At 73.4% G+C, this 22,751-nt stretch carries 17 protein-coding genes; 10 read left to right on the top strand and 7 right to left on the bottom strand.

The features are described 5' to 3' along the window. Positions 1 to 173: 173 nt before the first annotated feature. The gene (locus tag ACIQVI_RS11015) at positions 174 to 380 is read right to left on the bottom strand and encodes a hypothetical protein (protein ID WP_030205728.1); all 207 of its coding nucleotides are present in this window, start codon (positions 378 to 380) and stop codon (positions 174 to 176) included. A gap of 91 nt (positions 381 to 471) precedes the next feature. Here ACIQVI_RS11015 and ACIQVI_RS11010 point away from each other — a divergent pair, with 91 nt between their 5' ends. The 4 genes from ACIQVI_RS11010 to ACIQVI_RS10995 all read left to right on the top strand — a co-directional run bounded on the left by ACIQVI_RS11010 (position 472) and on the right by ACIQVI_RS10995 (position 5,449). Continuing rightward, positions 472 to 1,674: a bifunctional adenosylcobinamide kinase/adenosylcobinamide-phosphate guanylyltransferase gene (locus ACIQVI_RS11010; protein ID WP_403593846.1), complete on the top strand. Its 1,203-nt coding sequence runs from the start codon at positions 472 to 474 to the stop codon at positions 1,672 to 1,674. 46 nt (positions 1,675 to 1,720) lie between these two features. Further along, complete coding sequence (cobT, locus tag ACIQVI_RS11005; RefSeq protein WP_351973117.1) at positions 1,721 to 2,809, top strand: nicotinate-nucleotide--dimethylbenzimidazole phosphoribosyltransferase; 1,089 nt, start codon at positions 1,721 to 1,723, stop codon at positions 2,807 to 2,809. 109 nt (positions 2,810 to 2,918) lie between these two features. Next, complete coding sequence (locus ACIQVI_RS11000) at positions 2,919 to 4,682, top strand: phosphatidylglycerol lysyltransferase domain-containing protein (protein ID WP_403593843.1); 1,764 nt, start codon at positions 2,919 to 2,921, stop codon at positions 4,680 to 4,682. Between the two features lie 101 nt (positions 4,683 to 4,783). Continuing rightward, a complete protein-coding gene (locus tag ACIQVI_RS10995; protein WP_403594530.1) occupies positions 4,784 to 5,449 on the top strand; it encodes a hypothetical protein in 666 nt (221 codons plus the stop codon). On the opposite strand, the gene ACIQVI_RS10990 is transcribed toward ACIQVI_RS10995, so the two are convergent. Then, positions 5,389 to 6,153 (bottom strand): hypothetical protein, encoded by a 765-nt coding sequence (locus ACIQVI_RS10990; RefSeq protein ID WP_121828443.1) that lies wholly within the window; start codon positions 6,151 to 6,153, stop codon positions 5,389 to 5,391. The two genes, ACIQVI_RS10995 and ACIQVI_RS10990, sit on opposite strands and share 61 nt — an antisense overlap. 25 nt (positions 6,154 to 6,178) lie before the next feature. Between ACIQVI_RS10990 and ACIQVI_RS10985 the strand changes: the two genes are divergently transcribed. After that, positions 6,179 to 6,985 (top strand): adenosylcobinamide-GDP ribazoletransferase, encoded by an 807-nt coding sequence (locus ACIQVI_RS10985; protein ID WP_403593839.1) that lies wholly within the window; start codon positions 6,179 to 6,181, stop codon positions 6,983 to 6,985. Positions 6,986 to 6,991: 6 nt separating this feature from the next. On the opposite strand, the gene ACIQVI_RS10980 is transcribed toward ACIQVI_RS10985, so the two are convergent. Genes ACIQVI_RS10980 through ACIQVI_RS10960 form a run of 5 tightly spaced genes read right to left on the bottom strand, consistent with a single transcriptional unit; the run spans position 6,992 to position 13,585 of the window. Next, a complete protein-coding gene (locus ACIQVI_RS10980) occupies positions 6,992 to 7,780 on the bottom strand; it encodes an endo alpha-1,4 polygalactosaminidase (RefSeq protein ID WP_351973121.1) in 789 nt (262 codons plus the stop codon). Beyond that, positions 7,777 to 8,397 (bottom strand): spherulation-specific family 4 protein, encoded by a 621-nt coding sequence (locus ACIQVI_RS10975; protein WP_351973122.1) that lies wholly within the window; start codon positions 8,395 to 8,397, stop codon positions 7,777 to 7,779. The genes ACIQVI_RS10980 and ACIQVI_RS10975 overlap by 4 nt, the downstream gene beginning before the upstream one ends. Positions 8,398 to 8,405: 8 nt before the next feature. Then, entirely contained in the window at positions 8,406 to 9,905 is a 1,500-nt protein-coding gene (locus ACIQVI_RS10970; protein WP_403593835.1) for a hypothetical protein, read from the bottom strand. Next, entirely contained in the window at positions 9,902 to 11,440 is a 1,539-nt protein-coding gene (gene pelF, locus ACIQVI_RS10965) for a GT4 family glycosyltransferase PelF (protein WP_403593832.1), read from the bottom strand. The genes ACIQVI_RS10970 and pelF overlap by 4 nt, the downstream gene beginning before the upstream one ends. 27 nt (positions 11,441 to 11,467) lie before the next feature. Continuing rightward, positions 11,468 to 13,585 carry a hypothetical protein gene (locus ACIQVI_RS10960; protein ID WP_403593829.1) on the bottom strand — a complete coding sequence of 706 codons (2,118 nt, stop codon included), beginning with the start codon at positions 13,583 to 13,585 and terminating at the stop codon, positions 11,468 to 11,470. A 315-nt stretch (positions 13,586 to 13,900) separates the two neighbouring features. Between ACIQVI_RS10960 and ACIQVI_RS10955 the strand changes: the two genes are divergently transcribed. The 5 genes from ACIQVI_RS10955 (at position 13,901) to aceE (ending at position 22,722) form a co-directional block, all read left to right on the top strand. Continuing rightward, positions 13,901 to 15,409, top strand: a complete 1,509-nt coding sequence (locus tag ACIQVI_RS10955) for a leucyl aminopeptidase (RefSeq protein ID WP_351974107.1) — start codon at positions 13,901 to 13,903, stop codon at positions 15,407 to 15,409. 267 nt (positions 15,410 to 15,676) lie between these two features. Further along, positions 15,677 to 17,065, top strand: coding sequence for a dihydrolipoyl dehydrogenase (lpdA, locus tag ACIQVI_RS10950; protein ID WP_161373686.1), 1,389 nt, complete (start codon positions 15,677 to 15,679; stop codon positions 17,063 to 17,065). A 62-nt stretch (positions 17,066 to 17,127) separates the two neighbouring features. Further along, the gene (gene sucB / locus ACIQVI_RS10945) at positions 17,128 to 18,927 is read left to right on the top strand and encodes a 2-oxoglutarate dehydrogenase, E2 component, dihydrolipoamide succinyltransferase (RefSeq protein ID WP_403593825.1); all 1,800 of its coding nucleotides are present in this window, start codon (positions 17,128 to 17,130) and stop codon (positions 18,925 to 18,927) included. 130 nt (positions 18,928 to 19,057) lie between these two features. Further along, positions 19,058 to 19,681, top strand: a complete 624-nt coding sequence (locus ACIQVI_RS10940) for a GntR family transcriptional regulator (protein WP_121833460.1) — start codon at positions 19,058 to 19,060, stop codon at positions 19,679 to 19,681. A 326-nt stretch (positions 19,682 to 20,007) separates the two neighbouring features. Further along, a complete protein-coding gene (aceE, locus tag ACIQVI_RS10935) occupies positions 20,008 to 22,722 on the top strand; it encodes a pyruvate dehydrogenase (acetyl-transferring), homodimeric type (protein ID WP_403593821.1) in 2,715 nt (904 codons plus the stop codon). Positions 22,723 to 22,751: the final 29 nt, after the last annotated feature.

Raw genomic sequence — 22,751 nt, 5'->3', positions numbered from 1 at the left:
CGCAGGCCCCATCGACCCTGGCGCCCCAGGGGGCGTAGGGCCCGTCGGCCCCCGGGCTCAAGAGGCCGGGGCCCAGAGGGCTCGGGTCCGTCGGTCCCCGGGGTCGGCGAGGCCGGGGCCCGAGAGGGTGCGGGGCCCGGCGTGGGCCCCGCACCCCCCGGTCGCCGGGCGCCCTAGCCCTCCGCGTTCAGGGGCATCGGGCCGTAGATCTTCGTGCCGTCCTCCGAGAGGGTGACCTGGTCGGCGCCGCCGCCGAGGAGGTCACGCCAGTGCTCGCCGATCCAGCTCTCCGCGTCGCCCTGGGTGGTGAACTCCTCGGGGGTCACCACCGGCTCGACCTCCGTGCCGTCGGACTTCTCGAACCGCCACGTCCATGCCATGTCCGCCTCCTGGCGCTCACCGGATGATCGGTTTCCTGCCCGCAGCGTAGCCGGGCGCGCACGCCTCGCGGCGGCGCGGGAGGATCTGAGGGTGGAACTGACTCTGCTCGGCACCGGCGCCCCGCTCGGCCTCCCCCGTCCCGACTGCCCCTGCGCCGTGTGCGCGCGCTCCCGGGGGCCACGCGCGCGTGCCGCGACCGCGCTGCTCGTGGACGGGGCCCTGCTGCTCGACCTGACCCCGGGGGCCGCCCTCGCGGCGGCCCGGTCGGGGCACTCGCTCGTGGGCGTGCGGCAGGTGCTGCTCACGCATCCGCACGACGGGCCGGCCGTGGAGCTGCCGGCCGGTCTCCCGACGGCCGGGCGGGTGCCGGACGGACGCGAGTTGACGCTCATCAGCGGGCACCGGGTGCGGGCGGTGGCGATGGACTCCCCCGGCACGGGGTACGAGGTGATCTCGGCGGACGGCGAGCGGCTGCTGTACCTGCCGCCCGGCGGGGCCCCGGCGGGGCTCGGGGACGACCACCGGGCGCCGTACGACGTGGTGGTGGCCGACGTGACGGGCCGTCCGGACGGGCTGGCCCGGATGCGGGCGTCCGGGGCCGTCGGCCCGGCCACGGACGTGATCGCGGCGCACCTGGACCACGACGTGCCGACGGGCGCCGAGCTGGACCGGCGGCTGGCGGCGGCGGGGGCGCGGGCGGTGCCGGACGGGGCGACGCTGTACACGGGCGAGTACCACGAGGTGCCGGACGTGCCCCGGCGGACCCTGGTGACCGGCGGGGCCCGCTCGGGGAAGTCGGTGGAGGCCGAGCGGCGCCTGGAGACCTTCCCCGAGGTGCTGTACGTGGCGACCGGCGGGACCCGGGAGGGGGACCCGGAGTGGGCGCGGCGGGTCGGGCTGCACCGGGAGCGGCGGCCGGGTTCGTGGCGTACCGCCGAGACCTGCGACCTCGTGCCGCTGCTGGCGGAGGACGGGCCCGCGCTGCTCGTCGACTGCCTGTCGCTGTGGCTGACGCACGCCATGGACGAGGTGGGCGCCTGGGACGACGAGGCGTGGGAGGACGGCGGGGAGAAGGCGCTGCGGGAGCGGACGGCGGAGCTGGTGGCGGCGGTGCGGGCGACGCGCCGCACGGTGGTGGCGGTGACGAACGAGGTCGGCGCGGGCGTGGTGCCCGCGACGGCGGCGGGGCGCCGGTTCCGGGACGAGCTGGGCCGGCTGAACGCGTCCTTCGCGGACGAGTGCGAGCAGGTGGTGCTCGTGGTCGCGGGCCAGCCGCTCGTACTGCGCGGGTAGGGTGCGAGCACCGATGGCCCTCGCTGATGTGTTTCAAGGCGGAACCGTGAACCTGGACGACTTCTCCGATCTGATCGAGCGCCCCGACGGGGGGATACGGCGTGACGCCGAGGAACGCCGGGAGCGGCTCGTCGTGCCGCCGGGGGCGCTCGGCCGCCTCGACGAGCTGGGCGAGTGGCTGTCCGCCGCGCAGGCCTCGGTCAAGGTGCGGGCGATCGAGCAGCCGAAGGTCGTCCTGTTCGCGGGCGACCACGGGGTGGCCTCGCTGGACGTGTCGGGCCGCCCGGCGGGCACCGCGCACGAGCTGGTGCGGGCTGTCCTGGACGGGGCGAGCCCGGTGGCCGTCCTGGCCCGGTCGATGCGCGTGCCGGTGCGGGTCGTGGACGCCGGTCTGGACTGCGACCCGGAGCTGCTGCCCGCCGAGGTCGTGCGGCACCGGATCCGGCGCGGCAGCGGCCGGATCGACGTGGAGAACGCGCTGACGTCGGAGGAGACCGAGGCCGCGGTCCGGCTGGGCGTCGCGCTCGCGGACGAGGAGGCGGACTCGGGCACCGACCTGGTGGTGCTCGGGGACCTGAGCGTCGGCGGCACGACCCCGGCGTCCACGCTGATCGCGGCCCTGTGCGGGACGGACGCCTCGGTGGTGACCGGCCGGGGCGGCGCGGGGATCGACGACCTGGCGTGGATGCGCAAGTGCGCGGCGGTCCGGGACGCGCTGCGGCGGGCCCGGCCGGTCCTCGGCGACCAGCTGGAGCTGCTCGCGGCGGTCGGCGGCGCGGACCTGGCGGCGACGACCGGCTTCCTGCTCCAGGCGTCGGTGCGGCGGATGCCGGTGATCCTGGACGGCGTGGTGGGGGCGGCCTGCGCGCTCGTGGCGCAGCGGGCGGCGTTCCGGGCGCCGGACTGGTGGCTGGCGGGCCAGGTGAGCGGCGAGCCGGCGCAGTCGAAGGCGCTGGACCGGATGGCGCTCAACCCGTTGCTCGACCACGGCGTCCATGTGGGTGAGGGAACCGGGGCACTGCTCGCGCTCCCCCTGGTCCAGGCCGCGGCGGCGTTCGCCGCGGAGCTGCCCGAGCGTCCGGATCCGACCACTCCGGACGACGGGGGCGACACCCCGGGAACCCCCGGGGCCTGACGGGGAGGACGGCGGACTCACATCGTCTCCGGGGCGGCCGTACGCGACGCGCGTGCGGCCGCCTCCGGCGTCGCCGCACGGCAAGCGGTGCCCCATATGATCGCTTTTCATGGGAGAGGTCCGTTTGTCCGCCGAAGGAGCGCCCCGGGGCACCACCGCCCGTTCACGGCGCAGCGCCGCGTTCGCCGTCTGGTACCTGCGCGTCGTCACGTTCATCAATTTCCTGAGCGCCGTCTGGGTCTCGTTCGGACAGGACCTGCGCCGCCACAACGAGGACGACTACTTCACCCCGTACCTGCTCACGGCCGGTTTCGCCTCGGGGCTCTTCACCCTCTTCCTGGCGATCACCATGCGCCGCCGCAAGCGGGCCGCGTGGATCCTCAACCTGGTGCTCGGCGGGCTCTTCCTGCTGCTCTTCGCGCTGGTGATGCTCTTCCCGGAGATCCGGCAGCACGCCCAGAACTGGGTCTCGCTGGCCCTGACCGCCGCCTTCGTCCTCGCGCTGCTGCTCGGCCGCAGGGAGTTCTACGCGAAGGGCGACCGCTCCAATCCGCTGCTCGCCGCGGTCGTGGCGGTCGGCGGGCTGCTCGTCACCTCGCTGCTCGCGGCCGTCCTGGTGACCGTCACCAACGACTCCCCGGGCCACTCCACCTTCGTGGACCGCTGGCGGTACGGCCTGATGCGCCTGGTCACGCTGGCCTCGGACGACTCGCGGTTCCCCGGGATCGACACCCCCGGCTGGGTGGACGTCACCATCAACGTCCTGTCCACGCTGCTGCTGGTCGCGGTGCTCTTCGCGGCCTTCCGCTCCCGCCGGGCCGTCGACCCGCTGACCGGGAAGGACGAGGAGCGGCTGCGGGCGCTGCTCGACAAGCACGGGGACCGCGACTCGCTGGGCTACTTCGCGCTGCGCCGCGAGAAGAGCGTGGTGTGGTCGCCGAGCGAGAAGGCGGCCGTCGTCTACCGGGTGGTGGGCGGGGTGTCGCTGGCCTCCGGCGATCCGATCGGGGACCCCGAGGCCTGGCCGGGCGCCATCGAGCCCTGGCTGGCCGAGGCGCGCGAGCACGGCTGGATCCCGGCGGTGATGGGCGCGGGCGAGGAGGCCGGGACGATCTACGCCCGGCACGGCCTGGACGCCCTGGAGCTGGGCGACGAGGCCATCGTGGAGACCGACGAGTTCACGCTGGACGGGCGGGCCATGCGGACGGTCCGGCAGGCCTTCAACCGGGTCAAGCGGGCCGGGTACGAGGTCCGGATCCGGCGCCACGAGGACATCCCGGCCGAGGAGATGGCCGCGCTGGTGCGCAAGGCGGACGACTGGCGGGACGGGGCGACCGAGCGCGGCTTCTCGATGGCGCTGGGCCGGCTCGGCGACCCCCGGGACGGCCGCTGCGTGATGCTGGAGTGCACCGACGCCGAGGGCGAGCTGCGGGCGCTGCTCTCGTTCGTGCCGTGGGGTCCGAAGGGCCTCTCGCTCGACCTGATGCGCCGCGACCGGGAGTCCGAGAACGGTCTGATGGAGTTCATGGTCATCGAACTCCTCCAGCGCGCCGAGGAGATCGGGATCACTCAGGTCTCGCTGAACTTCGCGATGTTCCGTTCCGTCTTCGAACGCGGCTCGAAGCTCGGGGCGGGGCCGGTGCTGCGGATGTGGCGTTCGCTGCTCAGCTTCTTCTCCCGATGGTGGCAGATCGAGTCGCTGTACCGCGCGAACGCCAAGTACCGACCGATCTGGGAGCCCCGATTCATGCTCTTCGAGAAGAGCGCCGACCTGTTGCGCATCGGCCTGGCCGCCGGGCGGGCCGAGGGCTTCCTGGAGGCCCCGGGGCTGCCGAAGTGGCTGCACCGCCGGCACCTGGAGGGCGGGCGTTGAGCGGGACCTCCCGGGGCGGGACCTCCCGGGGCGGGGACTCCCGGGAAGGGACCTCCCGGGGCGGCGGCGTCCGGGGGTTCGCCCGCCGTGAGTGGGGGCCGCTGTTCACCACCGTACGGACGGCGCTCGTCACGAAACGGTGGCGGGCGATACCGATGACGCTGGCGGCGGTCTGCCTGACGGCCCTGTTCCAGGTCGTGCAGAACCAGGACTGGGGCTACGGGCCGGTCCACGACATCGGTTTCGTCCGGGCCGAGGACCCGCTCTGGCTCGCGCTGCTCCGCACCCCCCTCTCGCTCTTCGTGCCCGCGCTCGACCTGCCGGTCTGGGGCGCCCTCGCGCAGGTGCTGCTGGTGTTCGGGATCGCCGAGATCTGCCTCGGGCGCCGGCGGACGCTCGCCGTGGCCTATCTGGCGACGCTGGCCGGCACGCTCTACGCGCGCGTGGGCATCGCGATCGGCCCGGACAGCCCGTTCGGCCTGCCCGCGTCCGACGCCCTCGTGGTCGACACCGGCCCGTCGGCGGCCGTGGTGGGCCTCGCCGTCTACGTCTGCTGGCGGTACCGCGCCTACTGGACCGGCGGTCTGGTGGTCCTCGCGATGGTCGTGGAGGTGATCGTCAAGCCGAACCTGGCGGGCAAGGAGCACCTGGCGGCCATCGCCGCCGCCCTCGTCCTGATCGCGGTCGTCTCCTGGCGCGAGCGGCGTCAGGGCGGGGTCGAGCCGGGCCCCGAGACGCGCTCCTGGAAGCCGCCGATCAGGTCCTGAAAGCGGCGGCGCACCTTGGTCCAGCGCCGGTCGTGGCGGTACGTGCGGAGCCGGGAGCGGGCCCTGGCCCGGTGGCGGCGGCGGTAGAAGCGCTTGGACCACCAGGAGCCGGGGCGGGCGAGCCGGACGGCGCCGACGAGCGCCACGAAGGGGACGAAGACCCCCATCACGGCCATCCGGAACTTCCCCTTCACCAGACTGACCAGGATGAAGAGGAAGTTGAGCACGATGGTGGCGATGAAGGCGGCCCGGTCCTGGCGCTCGTCCTCGGACACGTCGTTCACGCCGAGCGGCGAGAAGCCGCTCAGGGCGAGCATGACCAGGGCCGCGGTGAGCACCACCACCTCGACGCTCTTGCGGCCGTCCTCGCTCCAGTACACGTCGTCGAGGTGGAGGATCAGCGCGAACTCGTCCAGGACGAGCCCCGCGCCGATCCCGAAGACGACGGCGAAGACGGCCGCGCCGACGCCGTGCCGGCCGCTGCCCACCGCGCCGAAGCCGCCGACCACGGAGAGGACGACTCCGGGCACGACATGATGGATGTGGAGCCCGCCCGAGGAAACGTTCCCGAAGGGTCCCTTCCCCGCCCGGATGAGACGGGTGATGGTCCGGGTGACCAGGAACGTCACGACAAATGAGGTCAGGGCGAGGAGCAGCGGGAGCTTCCCCGGTTCGAGGATGTTCCGCGAGAACCAGTGACCCATGCCACCCCCTTCCGAAATGGGCGTTATGCGCAATCTACCGTCCGGAACCGGCGATTACCCTGCCCGGATGGACGGCCTGCGTTTCGCCTTCGGCACCCTCACGGTGCTCCCCGCCCGCATCACCCGCTGGGACCGGGACGCGGCGCGCGCCGGAATGCTCTGCGCCCCGCTCGCCGGGCTGACCGTCGGTCTGGCCTCGGCCGCGCTCGGCGGGGCGTTCCTGCTGCTCGGCTCGGGCCCGCTGCTCGCGGCCGTCGTCACCGCCGCCGTCCCCGCCGTCCTCACCCGGGGCCTCCACCTCGACGGCCTCGCCGACACCGCCGACGGCCTCGGCAGCGCCAAGCCGGCCGAGGACGCGCTGCGCATCATGAAGCAGTCGGACATCGGCCCGTTCGGTGTGATCGCCGTCGTCCTCGTCCTGTTCGCCCAGGTCGCCGCCCTCTTCCGGCTGTACGGGGAGGGCTGGGCGCACGGGGCCGTGGCCGCCGTCCTGGCCGCCACCGTCGCCCGCCTCGCCCTCACCCACGCCTCCCGCCACGGCGTCCCGGCGGCCCGCCCCGAGGGGCTCGGCGCGATCGTCGCCGCCACGGTCCCGGTCCGCTCCGCGACCCTGGTGACGGCCGCCTTCCTGGTCCTGGCCGCCGGGGCGGGCCTGCTGCTCTCCCCGTACGACGCGGTCCGCAACGTCCTGGCGGCCGGTGCCGCCCTGGGTGCGGCGGCGCTGCTGCTGCGCCGGTGCGTGCGCCGGTTCGGCGGGGTCACGGGCGACGTGTTCGGGGCGGTGGAGGAGGCCGCGGCGACGGCGGCCCTGATGGCGCTGACGCTGGGCTGACCGGCCTCAGCAGGGCTTGCGCCAGACCCCGAGCTCGTACTTCTTGAGCATGGAGTCGAGGCCGAGCCGCCGGGACTGCGGGCAGAACCGGTCGGTGGTCAGCTCGTACTCGACGTGGAAGACGGCCTTTCCGGCCTTCACGAACGGGGTGAGCCGGTCGCACTCGTCGTACTGGGCGCACTGCTCGTTGACCGCGAAGTCGAAGTCCGGGAGGAGTTCGGGGATCTGGTCGAGGTCGTTCTTGAGGCCGACCGCGAGGCCGCGCTCGTGGGCCAGACGGGCGATCAGGCGGTTGTAGCGGAGCTGGTCGGCGGCGGTGAGGGGGAAGCCGGTGCGGTTCTTGTAGCCGTCCATGTTGTCGGGCTCGACGGCGTCGAAGCCCTTGTCGCGGCACATGTCGAGGCGTTCGGCCATCAGGGGGCCGAGGACGTCGGTGCGGCGGACGTCGAGCCAGCGCTCGCCCTCCCAGCCGTTGCCCCGGCCGAGCACGGCCTTCGGGAAGCGGCCGGCGTCCGGGCGGAAGTCCTCCCAGGCGCCGGTGGAGAGGTAGCAGATCACCTTGCGGCCCCGGGCGTGCAGGTCCTTCACGGCGGACGCCGGGTGGTCGAAGCCGTCGATGTCGTACACGGGGACGTCGACCGTCGGGTCGAGCCGGCCGCTGAGCTGCCACTGCCAGGCCAGGCCGGGCTTCGGCCGCCAGCGCTCGTCGGCCCGCTTGGCGTCGGGGGCGGGGGCCGTCGTGCAGGCGGTGGCGAGGAGCAGCAGCCCCGCGAGCAGGGGTGCCAGGCGTCTCATCGGGCGGGCTCCAGGAGGTGCGGGAGGGTGCCCCAGGGGTGCGCGCCCGCGCCGGGGACGGCGCAGTGCACCGGGGTGGCGGGGCGGAATCCGGCGGGGGCGGCGTAGACCAGGTGGCAGTAGTGGTCGGCGACCGGCAGGTCGAGGGTGCGGTAGGTGTCCCAGGGTCCCTCGAAGGTGACGAGCAGGTCGGCCTGGGCCTCGTAGCCGGGGTCCGGGTGGGCCCCGTGGTTGAAGACCAGGGTCGCGGCCCCGGCGGCCCGGGCGCCGACCGCGATCCGGCGGTAGTGGGCGAGGGCGCCGGGCGCGGTCGCCACCTGGTCCAGGAAGGCGCCGTCGGTGGCGTACCAGTCGCGGTGGCGCAGCAGTTCGCCGACGACCTCGGCCTGCGGGCGGCGCCCGTAGGCCGTGTCCACGTAGCCGAGGACCCGGACGCCGGCCGTCCGCAGCCGGGCGGCCGCCTCGGCGAACGCCGGGTCGGGGGCCGGGCCCGCGCCGCTCGCCGGGTTGAGGACGACGCCGTACAGGGCGGGCGCCGCGTCGGCCAGCGCCGCCCAGGCGTCGGGTCGTTCGGCCGGGTGCTCGTAGAAGGGCACCAGGAGGGACGGGGTCGTCATCACACCACCTAGACGCGATGGGCGGTCGGTCGTACCAGCAGAACACAGGTGAGGACGGCGAGCACGGCCGCCGCTCCCCCGGCGGCCGCCGGGCCCGCCGCGGGCAGCGCGGTCTGCGCGGCGGCCGCGAGCAGGCAGACGGTGGCGGCGCCGAGCACCGCGCCGAAGGCCTGGAGGAGCAGCCCGAGCCAGAGCGCGGTCCCGACCAGGAGCAGGGCGAGCAGGCGCGGGAGCGTCGGCCAGGGCGCCCCCGGCCAGGCCAGGGTGACGGCGAGGGCGAGGGAGACGAGGACGGTGAGGTAGCCGCCGAGGCAGAGGACGAGGGTGCCGGTGACCGCCCGCCGGAACGCGCGGGCGGTGGTGAGGGTCCGCAGCCGGGTCAGGCTCTCGCCCCGGAAGCGGTGCAGCAGCCATTCGGCGGGCCCCATGGAGAGGGTGAGCGCGACGACGGCCCCCGCGCCGCCGACCGGGGTGGCGCCGACGCCCGCGTGCAGGACGAGGAGCCCGCTGCCGAGCCCGAAGAGCCCGTACGGGAGGGAGGCCGCGCGCGGGGGTCCGCCGCGTCCCGCCGCCGCCCGCCGGAGGCCCGGCCGGAGGACCAGCGCGGCGAGGGCGACGGCCGCGGTGAGGGAGGCGAGGAGGAGGCCGATCCGCAGGGGGTCCGGCAGGTCCCAGCGGAAGGCGGGGACGGCTCCGGCGAGCGGCACCAGGGCGCCGAGCAGGGCCCGTTCGCGGCCGAGGACCAGGAGGACGGTCGCGGCGGCGAGGTAGAGCGCCTGTCCGGCGGCGAAGACGGCGGCCGGGGTCTCGCCGGGGGCGGCGACCGCGAGGGCCACGCCCGTCCCGGCGAGGGCGCCGGGCAGCGCCCCGGTGAGCAGGGCGCGGGCGGCGGCGGGCCGGTCGCCGAGACCGAGCCAGGTGTACGCGCGGTGGGACAGGGCCTGGTTCCAGACCCAGCCGGTGACGGCCCCGGCGAGCAGCGGAACCGTTCCGCCGGGGAGGCCGAACCGGCCCTGCTCCCCCGCGAGCAGCGGGGCGGCGAGGACGTACGCGAGGCCGGGCAGCGCGAAGACGAACCCGCGCAGGAGGCAGTGCGCGAGGCCGTCGAACCGGGGCCCGGCGGGCGGCGCCTGCGGCGCGGGGTGGCGCCGCTCCACGCGCGCGTAGAGGTCCTCGGCGAGGGCGAAGGAGTCGGCGCGGCCGTAGGTGAGCCGGATGTGATCGTCGGTCATGCCGTCGGACTCCAGGAGCGCGGCCACCTCGTCGGGGTGCACGGCGGCGGCCACGAACCCGTCGATCCGCTCGGCGAGTTCGTCGAGGGGGTCGGGGGCGAGGTCCGCGTCCGGGGCGCTCTCCGCGTGCGGGGTCTTCTCCGCGTGCGGGGTCTTCGGCGTGTCCGGGGTCTTCGGGGCGTGCGGGGTCTTCGGGGCCTCCTCCCTGCGGGGTCTCGGGATCGCCGGGAGGGTGGCCCCCTCCCGCGGGGGCTTCAGCCAGAGGGAGCCGCTCATGCGGGGGTGCCTCCCGCCACGAGGTCCGCCGGGGTGCGGTGGAGGGCGGAGGGGCGGGCCGTCCGGATCTTCGGGGCGGGGCGGGGGGACGGGCCCGCGCCCGCCAGTTCGCGGTAGATGCGGCGGAAGCCGTCCACCGACCGGTTCAGGGTGAAGCGGTCGACGACCCGCTGCCGGGCCAGGCGGCCCAGTTCGGCGCGCCGGGCGCCGTCGCGCAGGAGCGCCGAGAGCGCGGCGGCCATGACGGCCGGTTCGCGGGGCGGGACGACGAGTCCGGTGTCGCCGACGGCCTCCCGCACCCCGCCGACGTCCGTGGAGACGGTGGCGCGGCCGCAGGACATGGCCTCGATGAGGGAGAAGGGGAAGCCCTCGCTGATGGAGGAGAGCACGACCACGCTGCCGGCCGCGTAGGCCGAGGGGACGTCGGAGACGCGGCCCTCGAAGGTGAGGCCGTCGGTGACGCCCAGTTCGGCGGCGAGCTTCTCCAGGCGGGTCCGGTAGTCCTCGTTCCCGGCGGGCACCGGGCCGAACAACCGCAGCCGCAGCGCGGGGAGTTCGGCGCGGCAGATCGCGTACGCCCGGATCAGGGTCTCCAGGTCCTTGATGGGGTCGACGCGTCCGCACCAGCTGAGGGTGGGGGTCGCGGGCTCGGGGCCGGCCTCGGGGAAGAGGGCCGGGTCGACGCCGTTGTAGACGGTGCGGATGCGGTCGGCGGGGGCGCCGCCGCGCTCCTCCCAGCGCCGGTTGTACTGGTTGCAGGGGGTGATGAGGTCGGCCTTGCGGTAGCCGAGGGTGTTGAGCTCGCGGTAGAAGGCGAGCATCAGGGCCTTGACGGGCCAGGGCTGCGTCTCGGTGCGGTAGCCGAGGTACCGCTCGCGGAGGTAGATGCCGTGTTCGGTCAGCAGGAAGGGGACCCCTTCGAAGTGCTGCGCGGCGAGGGCCGGCAGGGTGGCGAGTCCGCTGGAGACGGCGTGCGCCACACCGCCGGTGGATATCCGGGCGGCGAGCGGGCGCAGGGCGTGTTCGAGCAGGTCGGTGGCGGTGAGCGCGTCGTGGACGGTGGGCCGGGCCGCGCGCGTCGGCAGGTGCGGCATGGCCCACGTCCACATCAGGGAGCGCAGGGCGGCCTCGGAGCGGAGGGCGGCGGTCAGCCGGCCCCGCCGGGCGAGCGCGGCCAGCTCGTAGAGGCTCGTGCCGAAGTCGTAGCCGGTCCCCGGGTCGAGGAGGGAGAGCAGGAGCCGCTCGTACGTGTCGAGGAAGCGGTGGTGGTCCCGCCCGCGCGGGGCCCGGCGCGCGCGGACGGGCGCGGCCGGGCCCCGCGAGGGGCCCCAGAGGGGGAACGCGGTGTGCCGGACGACGTTGGGCGGCAGGTCCCAGGTGACGGGCTCCCGTCCGCTGCCGGTGAGGGCGAGGATCTCGAAGTCCACCTCGGGCATTCCCCGGACGAGTTGGTCGCACCAGGTGCTGACCCCGCCGTGGACGTGCGGATAGGTGCCTTCGGTGAGCATGGTGACGTGACGGCCACTGCTCGGCATGTGCGGTTCCCCCCGGAACGTGCTGGGTCAGCTGGTCGGGATCGTGAGGGTGACGGCGCTCTGGAGCAGTTCGGGCGAGGTCCAGGCGGAGCGGGTGCCGGCGTAGGCCGTGCCGAAGGCGGTGGTGCCGAGGAGCAGCTTCTTGCGGGTGCCCTCGGGGGCGGTCACGGGCGCGGTGACGCCGGAGGGGGCCTTGACGGTGACGGTGGTGCCGATCCGGTAGGCGGTGACCTTTCCGGCGGCGAGGGCCTGGTCCCAGGCGGTGCGGCGGGTCAGCTCGGTGCCGACGTCCCGCTGGGCGGGGTTGACCAGGGGCGCGGAGGGGGCGAACAGGCCCCGGTAGTCGGCCAGTACGCGGTCGAGGACGGGGTAGAGGAGCCGCTCCTCGGCGAGGTTGGACTGGTGCACGTAGTGCGGGCGCGGGTCGTTGCCGAGGACGTGGGAGAGCGCGGTGCGCGCCTCCTGCGGGACGATGTGGTCGGCGTAGCCGGTGGCGAGGGGCAGCGGGGCGGGGAGGCAGGTGGAGGCCGGGTTGGACTCGCAGATGCCGCTGCCGCCGTCGGCGCGGGAGGTGTAGACCCAGTTGTACTCGTCGGCCATCTCGGCGGCGGTGCCCACGTTGTAGTACACGTTCATGGGGTGGCGGGGCACGGTCTTCGCGGCGCCGGAGGCGGTGGTGAGGGCGCGCTGCTGCGGCTCGCGGGAGTTGTCGCTGCCGGTCCACTTCACGCCGTTGTCGGCGAGGGCGCCGGCGAGGTTCGGGTTGTCGACGGGCTGCTGGGGCAGGGTCCTCAGGCCGGAGTGCTCGCCGGTGACGAGTTCGGAGCGGTCGACGGCGATGCCCTTGCGGACGGCCCAGTCGTGGTTGTCGCGGATCTGCGCGGACAGCTCGGCGCGGGTGACCCAGAGGGTGTTGCCCCGGGCGTCCGTGGCACACCGCCAGGGCACGACGGTGGTGTCCTGGACGCAGCCGAGGAAGGGGTGGGTGTAGGTGTGGTTGATCCACCGGTACTGGGCGCGGTCGGCGACGAGCCGGTCGGTGAGCGGGTCGGAGCCGCCGTGCTCGGCCTTCCACTGCTCGCCCTGGCCGCCGTTGTAGACCATGTCGAGGGTGAAGCCGGAGGCCTTCTGCCAGGCGGCGGCGTACTGGGCGTCCGCGACGGTCATGCGGATCGGGTCCGTGCCCTCGCCGTCGTCGCCGGCGCAGTCGAAGTCGCCGGGAGTGCAGTCGAGTTCGGTGTCCCAGCGGGCGTCGGGGGCGAAGACGTCGTCGACGTGGACGGAGAGGTAGTTGCGGCTCTGGCCGAGGTGGACGCCCTGGGTGAGCCATTCGACGATGCCGCGGGCGAGCGCCCGGAACTGCCGCTGGTACTGGTTGTAGGCGAAGGTGACGACGAGCTCGCGGCGCCCGTCGGCGGCGTACTCGCCGACGAGGCTGGCCCGGCCGCCGCCGTCGACGGGCAGGTCGAGGTAGCTGGTGTAGCCGGCGCGGGGGCGGCCCGCGTAGCCGTAGCTCTCGGCGATCGTCGGGTCGTTGTCCTCGAAGGTGAGCGATCCGGCCAGGTAGCGGAAGGGGCCCGCCTTCCCGGCGGGGGTGACGGAGGTGGTGACCCCGTCGAGGACGCCGGACGTTCCGCCCTCGTTGGTGTAGTCGAGGCCGACGCCCGGGTGGGACCAGGTGTAGGCGTCGACCTGCGGGATCCCGAAGGTCCGCTCGTACGTCCGGAGCGCGGTGTGCTCGGCGGAGTCGGGGCCGAAGGCGGTCTCGTGGGGCAGGACGACGCCCTGGTACTTGGCGCGGGGTCGCCCGTCGACCGTGTCGCTGAGGAAGGCCTGGTTCACGACCGGGCGGTTCGGGTCGTTGAGGTCGATCCTGCGGTACGGGACGCCGGAGCCCTTCAGCTCGGCGGTGATCGCCCCGACCGCGCTGCCGCCGTCGTCGACGACCAGGACGGTGAGGTCGACGCGGGGCGCCGGGGCGGTGGCGGCCTGCGCGGACGGCACGACAGTGGCGATCAGCGCGGCGGCGGCGAGGGCCGCGATCCGGCCCGTGCGGGATCCGGGGCGGGCGGCGCGGGACGGGGCGCGGTCGCCCGGGGCGGTGCGGGACGCGGTTCTGGGCGTACGGATTCGGCCGGAGTCCATCGGTGGTTCCCCCCTCTGCAGGACCGCGCCGGGCCGGGACGGGACCGGGCGGACCTGTGGAGATGTTGCAGATGATGCGAAGGCGAGGGCGTCGCCCTTGCGTGAATGAGGCGAGTGTGAAGGGAGCTCCTCGACCCTGGCCGGTAAACATGAAAGAGACACCACGGATGAGTGAATCAACGCCGCCGTGAGCGAACCGGGCGAGCGAGCGTAGGCTCGTTCCCGGCGCTCTCCGGGCCGAAATACGATGCGGCGGGCACGGTCGGCCCATCCCTCGACCGCCACAGAACTCAATGGAAGCGAGAATTCACCACCGTGACTGCTCTCACTCTCAGCACTGCCGGCGCGGCGACGCTGCGCGCCGACGTCCTCGTCGTCGGCGTCGCCAAGTCCGGGAAGGAGCTGATCGTCGCTCCCGGCGCCGAGGCCGTCGACAAGGCCTTCGACGGCCGGCTCGCCGCCGTCCTGGAGACCCTGGGCGCCTCGGGTGCCGAGGGTGAGGCGACCAAGCTGCCCGCCCCCGCCGGTCTCAAGGCCCCCGTCGTCCTGGCCGTCGGCCTGGGCGGCGCCCCCGAGGACGGCGAGGCGTTCGGCACGGAGACCCTGCGCCGCGCCGCCGGCACCGCCGCCCGCGCCCTCTTCGGCACGAAGAAGGCCGCGTTCGCCCTGCCGGTCGCCGAGGCCGAGGCCGTCTCCGCCGTCGCGGAGGGCGCCCTGCTCGGCGCGTACGCCTTCACCGCGTACCAGGAGGCCGGCAAGGACGCGAAGAAGCCGCTGGCCGAGGTGGCCCTGCTCGGCGCCAAGCCGCGCGACAAGGCCCACAAGGCCGCCGCCGAGCGCGCCCAGGCCGTCGCGGAGGAGATCAACCGCGCCCGCGACCTGATCAACACCCCGCCGAACGACCTGACCCCGGCCGCCTTCGCCGCCGCGGTGCAGACCGCCGGCAAGGAGCACGGCCTGAAGGTCCAGGTCCTCGACGAGAAGGCGCTGGCCAAGGGCGGCTACGGCGGCATCCTCGGCGTCGGCGCCGGCTCGGAGAACCCGCCGCGCCTGGTCCGCGTCGCCTACACCCACCCGAAGGCGGAGAAGACCCTCGCCCTGGTCGGCAAGGGCATCACCTACGACTCGGGCGGCATCTCCCTGAAGCCGGCCGGTCACAACGAGACGATGAAGTGCGACATGAGCGGCGCCGCCGCCGTGTTCTCCACCGTCGTCGCCGCGGCCCGCCTCGGCCTGGAGGCCAACGTCACCGGCTGGCTGGCGCTCGCCGAGAACATGCCGTCCGGCTCCGCCACCCGCCCGGGTGACGTGCTGCGCATGTACAGCGGCAAGACCGTCGAGGTCCTGAACACCGACGCCGAGGGCCGGCTCGTCCTGGCCGACGCGCTGACCCGCGCCTCCGAGGAGAACCCGGACGCGATCGTCGACGTGGCGACCCTGACCGGCGCGATGATGATGGCGCTGGGCAGCCGCACCTTCGGGATCATGGCCAACGACGACGAGTTCCGCTCCACGATCCACGAGATCGCGGAGGAGGTCGGCGAGGCGTCCTGGCCGATGCCGCTCCCGGCGGACCTGCGCAAGGGCATGGACTCCCCCACCGCCGACATCGCCAACATGGGCGAGCGGATGGGCGGCGGCCTGGTCGCCGGCCTCTTCCTCCAGGAGTTCGTGGGCGAGGGCATCACCTGGGCCCACCTGGACATCGCGGGCCCGGCCTTCCACGAGGGCGCCCCGTACGGCTACACCCCCAAGGGCGGCACCGGCTCCTCGGTCCGCACCCTGGTGCGCCTGGCCGAGCGGGCCGCCGAGGGCGAGCTCTGAGCACCGCCTGACCCCGTGCGACGGGTACGGCCCCGGGCTCCGCGCCCGGGGCCGTACCCGTCGTGTTCCCCCGTCCGGGTCCTTCCGTACGGGGGATCGGCCGTCTCGGAGAACGGCCCCGCGTCCCGCCTTCCGTCAACAAGTGCGAAGATGGGTTCTCGGCAGGACAGGGCCCCCATCACAGGGCCGGAAAATAAGCGGCCGAACACCAGCCGCCGCCCGGTCATGGACGACCGGCGACGAGCGCACATGCATGGAGGACGTGACGTGGCGAACGACGCCAGCACCGTTTTCGACCTAGTGATCCTCGGCGGCGGTAGCGGCGGTTACGCCGCGGCGCTGCGCGGAGCGCAGCTGGGCCTGGACGTCGCACTGATCGAGAAGAACAAGCTCGGCGGCACCTGCCTGCACAACGGCTGCATCCCGACGAAGGCCCTGCTCCACGCCGGCGAGGTCGCCGACCAGGCGCGCGAGGCGGAGCAGTTCGGTGTCAAGGCCTCCTTCGAGGGCATCGACATCAAGGGCGTGCACAAGTACAAGGACGACGTGATCGCGGGCCTCTACAAGGGTCTGCAGGGTCTCGTCGCCTCCCGCAAGGTGACCTACATCGAGGGCACGGGTCACCTCTCCTCCCCGACCTCCGTCGACGTGGATGGCCGTCGCGTCGAGGGCCGTCACGTCCTCCTGGCCACGGGTTCCGTGCCGAAGTCGCTGCCCGGTCTGGAGATCGACGGCAACCGGATCATCACCTCGGACCACGCGCTGACCCTGGACCGGGTCCCGGAGTCCGCGATCATCCTGGGCGGCGGCGTCATCGGCGTCGAGTTCGCCTCGGCGTGGAAGTCCTTCGGCACCGAGGTCACCGTCATCGAGGGCATGAAGCACCTGGTGCCGGTCGAGGACGAGAACAGCTCGAAGCTTCTTGAGCGCGCGTTCCGCAAGCGCGGCATCAAGTTCAACCTCGGCACCTTCTTCCAGTCCGCCGAGTACACCGACAACGGCGTCAAGGTCACGCTGGCCGACGGCAAGACCTTCGAGGCCGAGGTCCTCCTGGTCGCCATCGGCCGCGGCCCGGTCTCCGCCGGTCTCGGTTACGAGGAGCAGGGCGTCGCGATGGACCGCGGCTACGTCCTGGTCGACGAGTACATGCGCACCAACGTGCCGACGATCTCGGCCGTGGGCGACCTCGTCCCCACCCTGCAGCTCGCGCACGTCGGCTTCGCCGAGGGCATCCTGGTCGCCGAGCGCCTGGCCGGTCTGAAGACCGTCCCGATCGACTACGACGGCGTGCCCCGGGTGACGTACTGCCACCCCGAGGTCGCCTCCGTCGGCATCACCGAGGCGAAGGCCAAGGAGATCTACGGCGCGGACAAGGTCGTCGCCCTGAAGTACAACCTCGCGGGCAACGGCAAGAGCAAGATCCTGAAGACCGCGGGCGAGATCAAGCTCGTCCAGGTCAAGGACGGTGCCGTGGTCGGCGTCCACATGGTCGGTGACCGCATGGGCGAGCAGGTCGGCGAAGCGCAGCTGATCTACAACTGGGAGGCGCTGCCGGCCGAGGTCGCGCAGCTCATCCACGCCCACCCGACGCAGAACGAGGCGCTCGGCGAGGCCCACCTGGCCCTGGCCGGCAAGCCTCTGCACTCCCACGACTGACGCTCACGTCATCACAGGGCGCGACGACCACTTTCCGCAATTCGTTAGGAGCAACTGAAACCATGTCGGTTTCCGTAACCCTGCCGGCGCTCGGCGAGAGCGTCACCGAGGGCACCGTCACCCGCTGGCTCAAGGCCGAGGGCGAGCGCGTCGAGGCCGACGAGCCGCTGCTCGAGGTCTCGACCGACAAGGTCGACACCGAGATCCCCGCCCCCGCCTCGGGCATCCTGGCCTCCATCAAGGTCGCCGAGGACGAGACGGTCGAGGTCGGCGCCGAGCTGGCCATCATCGACGACGGCTCCGGCGACTCCGCCGAGGCCAAGGCCCCGGCCGCCGAGTCCGCCCCGGCGCAGGAGGCCCCCGCGCCGGAGGCCCCGCAGGCCGAGCCGTCCACCGAGACCGAGGAGCCCGCCCCGGCCCCGACGGCCGAGGCCGCTTCCGGCGGCGGTTCCGCCGAGGGCACCGACGTCGTGCTGCCCGCCCTGGGCGAGTCCGTCACCGAGGGCACCGTGACCCGCTGGCTGAAGTCGGTCGGCGAGACCGTCGAGGCCGACGAGCCGCTGCTCGAGGTCTCCACGGACAAGGTCGACACCGAGATCCCGGCCCCGGCCTCCGGTGTCCTCCTGGAGATCGTCGTCAACGAGGACGAGACCGCCGAGGTCGGCGCCAAGCTGGCCGTCATCGGTGCCGCGGGCTCGGCTCCGGCCGCCGCCCCGGCGCAGGAGGCCCCGGCCCCCGAGGCCGCTCCGGCCCCGAAGCAGGAGGAGGCCCCCGCGGCCCCGGCTCCCGCCCCGGCCGCTCCCGCCGCCCCGGCTCCGGCCGCTCCGGCTCCGGCTCCGGCCGCCCAGGCTCCGGCCGCTCCGGCCCAGGCCGCCCCGTCCATCGCCCCGGCCGTGGTCACCCCCGTCCCGTCCGCCCCGGCTCCCGCCGAGGACGGCGCGTACGTGACCCCCCTGGTCCGCAAGCTCGCCACCGAGAACGGTGTCGACCTGGGCTCCGTCAAGGGCTCCGGCGTCGGCGGCCGCATCCGCAAGCAGGACGTCCTCGCGGCCGCCGAGGCCAAGAAGGCCGCTCCGGCTCCGGCCGCCGCCGCCCCGGCCGCGTCCGCTCCGAAGGCTCCGGCCCAGGAGACCTCCCCGCTGCGCGGCCAGACCGTCAAGATGACCCGGATGCGCAAGGTCATCGGCGACAACATGATGAAGGCGCTGCACGGCCAGGCCCAGCTGACCTCGGTCGTCGAGGTCGACATCACCAAGCTGATGAAGCTGCGCGCCCGCGCCAAGGACGCCTTCGCCGCCCGTGAGGGCGTCAAGCTCTCCCCGATGCCGTTCTTCGTGAAGGCGGCGGCCCAGGCGCTGAAGGCCCACCCGGTCATCAACGCCCGGATCAACGAGGACGAGGGCACGATCACCTACTTCGACACCGAGAACATCGGTATCGCGGTGGACTCCGAGAAGGGTCTGATGACCCCGGTCATCAAGGGTGCGGGCGACCTCAACATCGCCGGCATCTCGAAGAAGACCGCGGAGCTGGCCGGCGCCGTGCGCGCCAGCAAGATCACGCCGGACGACCTGGCCGGCGCGACCTTCACCATCTCCAACACCGGTTCGCGCGGCGCGCTGTTCGACACGATCATCGTGCCCCCGAACCAGGTCGCCATCCTGGGCATCGGCGCCACCGTGCGCCGTCCGGTCGTGATCAATCACCCGGACCTGGGCGAGACGATCGCGATCCGCGACATGACGTACGTCGCGCTGTCCTACGACCACCGTCTGGTGGACGGCGCCGACGCCGCCCGCTACCTGACGGCCGTCAAGGCGATCCTGGAGGCCGGCGAGTTCGAGGTCGACCTCGGCCTGTAGTCGCGTGCGGGCGGGCTCCGGCCCGGCCGCAACGTAACGAGCCTCACCTGCGGCGCCCCCGTCCGGAAGTGTTTCCGGACGGGGGCGCCGCCGTATTGTCTAAGGGTCAACACTCCCCGAGGAGCCCTTCATGACCGTCCCCGTCGTCCACTCGCTGCGCGAACAGATCCGCGAGCACATCGTGGAGGGGATCGTCAGCGGCCGCTGGAAGCCGGGCGAGCGGATCGTGGAGCGCCGGATCGCGACCGAGCTGGAGGTCAGCCAGACCCCGGTCCGCGAGGCGCTGCGCGAGCTGGAGTCGCTGCGGCTGATCGAGTCGGCGCCCAACAAGGGCGTCCGGGTCCGCAACCTGACCGCGGCCGACCTGGAGGAGAGCTATCCCGTACGGGCCGGTCTGGAGCAGATCGCGGCCGAGCTGGCGGCCGGACGCCTCTCGGCGGACTGCTCGGCCCTGGAGCCGCACGTGGCGGCCCTGTACGAGGCGGACGCGGCCGCGGACGGGACGGCGCAGGTGCGGCACACGGTGGCCTTCCACCGGGAGCTGGTGAAGGCCGCGGGGAACGCCGTGCTGCTGCACACCTGGGAGACACTCGGCATCGAGGTCTTCACGGCCCTCTCGATCCGCTGGCTGGGCACGGTCCAGAAGTCGTACGCGGAAGAGCACCAGGAGCTGGTGGAGGCCTTCCGGCGGGGCGACCCGAACATCGGCGCGCTGGTGAAGGCGCACGTCCTGGGCTGCGCGCCGCGCGCCTGACCGTACGGCGGGCCCGGCGTACGACCGTACGGGAACACCGGCGGGTCCGTCCTTCGGCGGGCCCGCTTCGTCGTGTCCGGGCGCCCGCTCATCCGTGCGCGGACCCCCTCAGAAAACCGCTCCCACCTGCGAAAACAAGGCACCGGGTGCCCCTTTTCGCGGCACCCTGTGCCGACTTTCTCGATCTGGAGAGGTTTTCGCCTTCAACCCTTTGATCGATCATCGATCGCCGGTTTACAGTCTTCGGCGGGCCACACCCGGCCCTTCGCCCTGTCCTGCCAGACAAGGGCCCATCTCCACCCCCACCTGTCCGGAAGGCGGCGATCATGACCGATCCCGTAGGCAAGATTCCGAGCGAGCTCGACCAGCTCCCGGACCGTGACACCGAGGAGACCGCCGAGTGGGCGGCCTCCCTGGACGCCGTCACCAAGGCCGCCGGCCCCCACCGGGCCGCCTACCTGATGCGCCGCACGCTCCAGCACGCCGAGGGCGCGGGCCTCGCCCTCCCCAAGCTCCTGGAGACGGACTACGTCAACACCATCCCCACCTCCGCCGAGCCCTCGGTCACCGAGCTCGGCGGCGACGAGGAGATGGAGCGGAAGATCACCGCGTGGAACCGCTGGAACGCGGCCGCGATGGTCTCCCGCGGCTCCAAGTACGGCGTCGGCGGCCACATCGCCACCTTCGCCTCCGCGGCCTGGCTCTACGAGACGGGCTTCAACCACTTCTTCAAGGGCAAGGAGTCGCAGGACGCCCCCGGCTCCGGCGACCAGCTCTACATCCAGGGCCACGCCTCCCCCGGCATCTACGCCCGCGCCTTCCTCGACGGACGCCTGAACGAGGCGCACCTCGACAACTTCCGGCAGGAGTCCGGCGGCAACGGCCTGCCCTCCTACCCGCACCCGCGCCGCCTCCCCTGGCTGTGGGAGTTCCCGACCGTCTCCATGGGTCTGGGCCCGCTCTCCGCGATCTACCAGGCGCGCTTCAACCGCTACCTGACCAACCGCGCCATCAAGGACGTCTCCGCCTCCCACGTGTGGGCGTTCCTCGGCGACGGCGAGATGGACGAGCCCGAGTCGACCGCGGCCCTCGCGCTCGCGGCCCGCGAGGGTCTGGACAACCTGACCTTCGTCATCAACTGCAACCTGCAGCGCCTCGACGGCCCGGTCCGCGCCAACTTCAAGATCGTGCAGGAGCTGGAGGCCCAGTTCCGCGGCGCCGGCTGGAACGTCGTGAAGTCGCTGTGGGGCAACGCCTGGGACGAGCTGTTCGCGCTCGACACCACCGGCGCCCTGGTCCGCCGCCTCCGCGAGGTGCCGGACGCGCAGGTCCAGACGTACCAGACCCGCGACGCCGCCTACATCCGCCAGGACTTCTTCGGCAAGGAGCCGGCGCTCGTCGAGATGGCGAAGCTGCTGAGCGACGACAAGATCCTGGAGTGCTTCCACCTCTCGCGCGGCGGCCACGAGCCGCGCAAGGTGTACGCCGCGTACAAGGCCGCCCTGGAGTTCAAGGGCGCGCCGACGGTCATCCTGGCGCAGACCGTCAAGGGCTTCACCCTCGGTGAGGGCTTCGCGTCGAAGAACGCGAACCACCAGATGAAGAAGCTCTCCACCGACGAGTTCAAGAACATGCGCGACCTCCTCGGACTCCCGATCTCGGACGCGCGGTTCACCGACGGCCAGGTGCCCTACGGCCACCCCGGCGCCGACTCCCCCGAGGTCCGCTACCTCCAGGAGCGCCGCGCGGCGCTCGGCGGTCCGGCCCCGGCCCGCCGCGTCCACCCGCTGGCCCCGCTGCCGGCCCCGGCCGACAAGTCGTTCGCCGCCTTCGACAAGGGCTCCGGCACGCAGTCGATGGCCACGACCATGGCGTTCGTCCGCCTGGTCAAGGACCTGATCCGCGACAAGGAGACCGGCAGGCGCTGGGTCCCGATCGTCCCGGACGAGGCCCGCACCTTCGGCATGGAGAGCCTCTTCCCGTCCCTCGGCATCTACTCGCCGAAGGGCCAGACGTACGAGCCGGTCGACCGCGACCAGCTGATGTACTACAAGGAGGCCAAGAACGGCCAGATCCTCAACGAGGGGATCACCGAGGCCGGTTCGATGGCCGACTTCATCGCCGCTTCCACCGCGTACTCCACACACGGCGAGGCGATGATCCCGTTCTACATCTTCTACTCGATGTTCGGCTGGCAGCGGACCGCCGACCAGATGTGGCAGCTCGGCGACCAGCTCGGCCGCGGCTTCCTCGTCGGCGCCACCGCCGGCCGCACCACCCTGACCGGTGAGGGCCTCCAGCACGCCGACGGCCACTCGCCGGTGATCGCGGCCACCAACCCGGCGGCCCTGACCTACGACCCGGCGTTCGCCTACGAGGTCGCGGCCATCGTCAAGGAGGGTCTGCGCCGGATGTACGGCGAGGCCGCCGAGGGCGAGGACCAGGACGTCTTCTACTACCTCACGGTCTACAACGAGCCGATGCCGCAGCCCGCCAAGCCGGCCGGGGTCGACGAGGGCATCGTCAAGGGCCTCTACCGCTTCAACACGGCCGAGTCCGCCGGGATCGACCTGCCGGCGAACCCCTCGCGGATCCAGCTCCTCTCCTCCGGCACGGCCATCCACTGGGCCCTGGAGGCGCAGAAGCTGCTCGCCGCCGAGTGGGGCGTGGCCGCCGACGTGTGGTCCGCGACCTCCTGGACGGAGCTGCGGCGCGACGCCCTGGAGGCGGACGCGGCGCTGCTGCGCGGCGAGGAGCGGGTGCCGTACGTCCGCGAGGCCCTGGCGGGCGCCGAGGGCCCGGTGCTCGCGGTCTCCGACTACATGCGCCAGGTCCCGGACCAGATCGCGCAGTGGGTCGAGCAGGACTGGTCCTCGCTCGGCGCCGACGGCTTCGGCCTCTCGGACACCCGCGACGCGGCCCGCCGCCACTTCGGCGTCGACGCGCAGTCGATCGTCGTCGCGGCGCTCGCGCAGCTCGCGCGGCGCGGCGAGGTGCAGGCGTCGGCCGTGAAGGAGGCGCGCGAGCGCTACGGCCTGTAGGGGTCCTTCCGTTCCCCGGGGCGGGCGGC

This window comes from Streptomyces sp. NPDC098101 (genome assembly GCF_044760185.1).
GTDB lineage: Bacteria > Actinomycetota > Actinomycetes > Streptomycetales > Streptomycetaceae > Streptomyces.
This window is presented reverse-complemented; position numbering and strand designations above follow the sequence as displayed.

Coding starts and splice junctions, on each gene's coding strand:
- ACIQVI_RS10970 (WP_403593835.1), bottom strand. CDS start 9,905: ATGAGCGGCTCCCTCTGGCTGAAGCCCCCGCGGGAGGGGGCCACCCTC.
- ACIQVI_RS10975 (WP_351973122.1), bottom strand. CDS start 8,397: ATGACGACCCCGTCCCTCCTGGTGCCCTTCTACGAGCACCCGGCCGAA.
- ACIQVI_RS10985 (WP_403593839.1), top strand. CDS start 6,179: ATGCGCAATCTACCGTCCGGAACCGGCGATTACCCTGCCCGGATGGAC.
- pelF (WP_403593832.1), bottom strand. CDS start 11,440: ATGCCGAGCAGTGGCCGTCACGTCACCATGCTCACCGAAGGCACCTAT.
- sucB (WP_403593825.1), top strand. CDS start 17,128: ATGTCGGTTTCCGTAACCCTGCCGGCGCTCGGCGAGAGCGTCACCGAG.
- ACIQVI_RS11015 (WP_030205728.1), bottom strand. CDS start 380: ATGGCATGGACGTGGCGGTTCGAGAAGTCCGACGGCACGGAGGTCGAG.
- ACIQVI_RS10940 (WP_121833460.1), top strand. CDS start 19,058: ATGACCGTCCCCGTCGTCCACTCGCTGCGCGAACAGATCCGCGAGCAC.
- ACIQVI_RS10960 (WP_403593829.1), bottom strand. CDS start 13,585: ATGGACTCCGGCCGAATCCGTACGCCCAGAACCGCGTCCCGCACCGCC.
- ACIQVI_RS10990 (WP_121828443.1), bottom strand. CDS start 6,153: ATGGGTCACTGGTTCTCGCGGAACATCCTCGAACCGGGGAAGCTCCCG.
- aceE (WP_403593821.1), top strand. CDS start 20,008: ATGACCGATCCCGTAGGCAAGATTCCGAGCGAGCTCGACCAGCTCCCG.
- ACIQVI_RS10980 (WP_351973121.1), bottom strand. CDS start 7,780: ATGAGACGCCTGGCACCCCTGCTCGCGGGGCTGCTGCTCCTCGCCACC.
- ACIQVI_RS11000 (WP_403593843.1), top strand. CDS start 2,919: ATGGGAGAGGTCCGTTTGTCCGCCGAAGGAGCGCCCCGGGGCACCACC.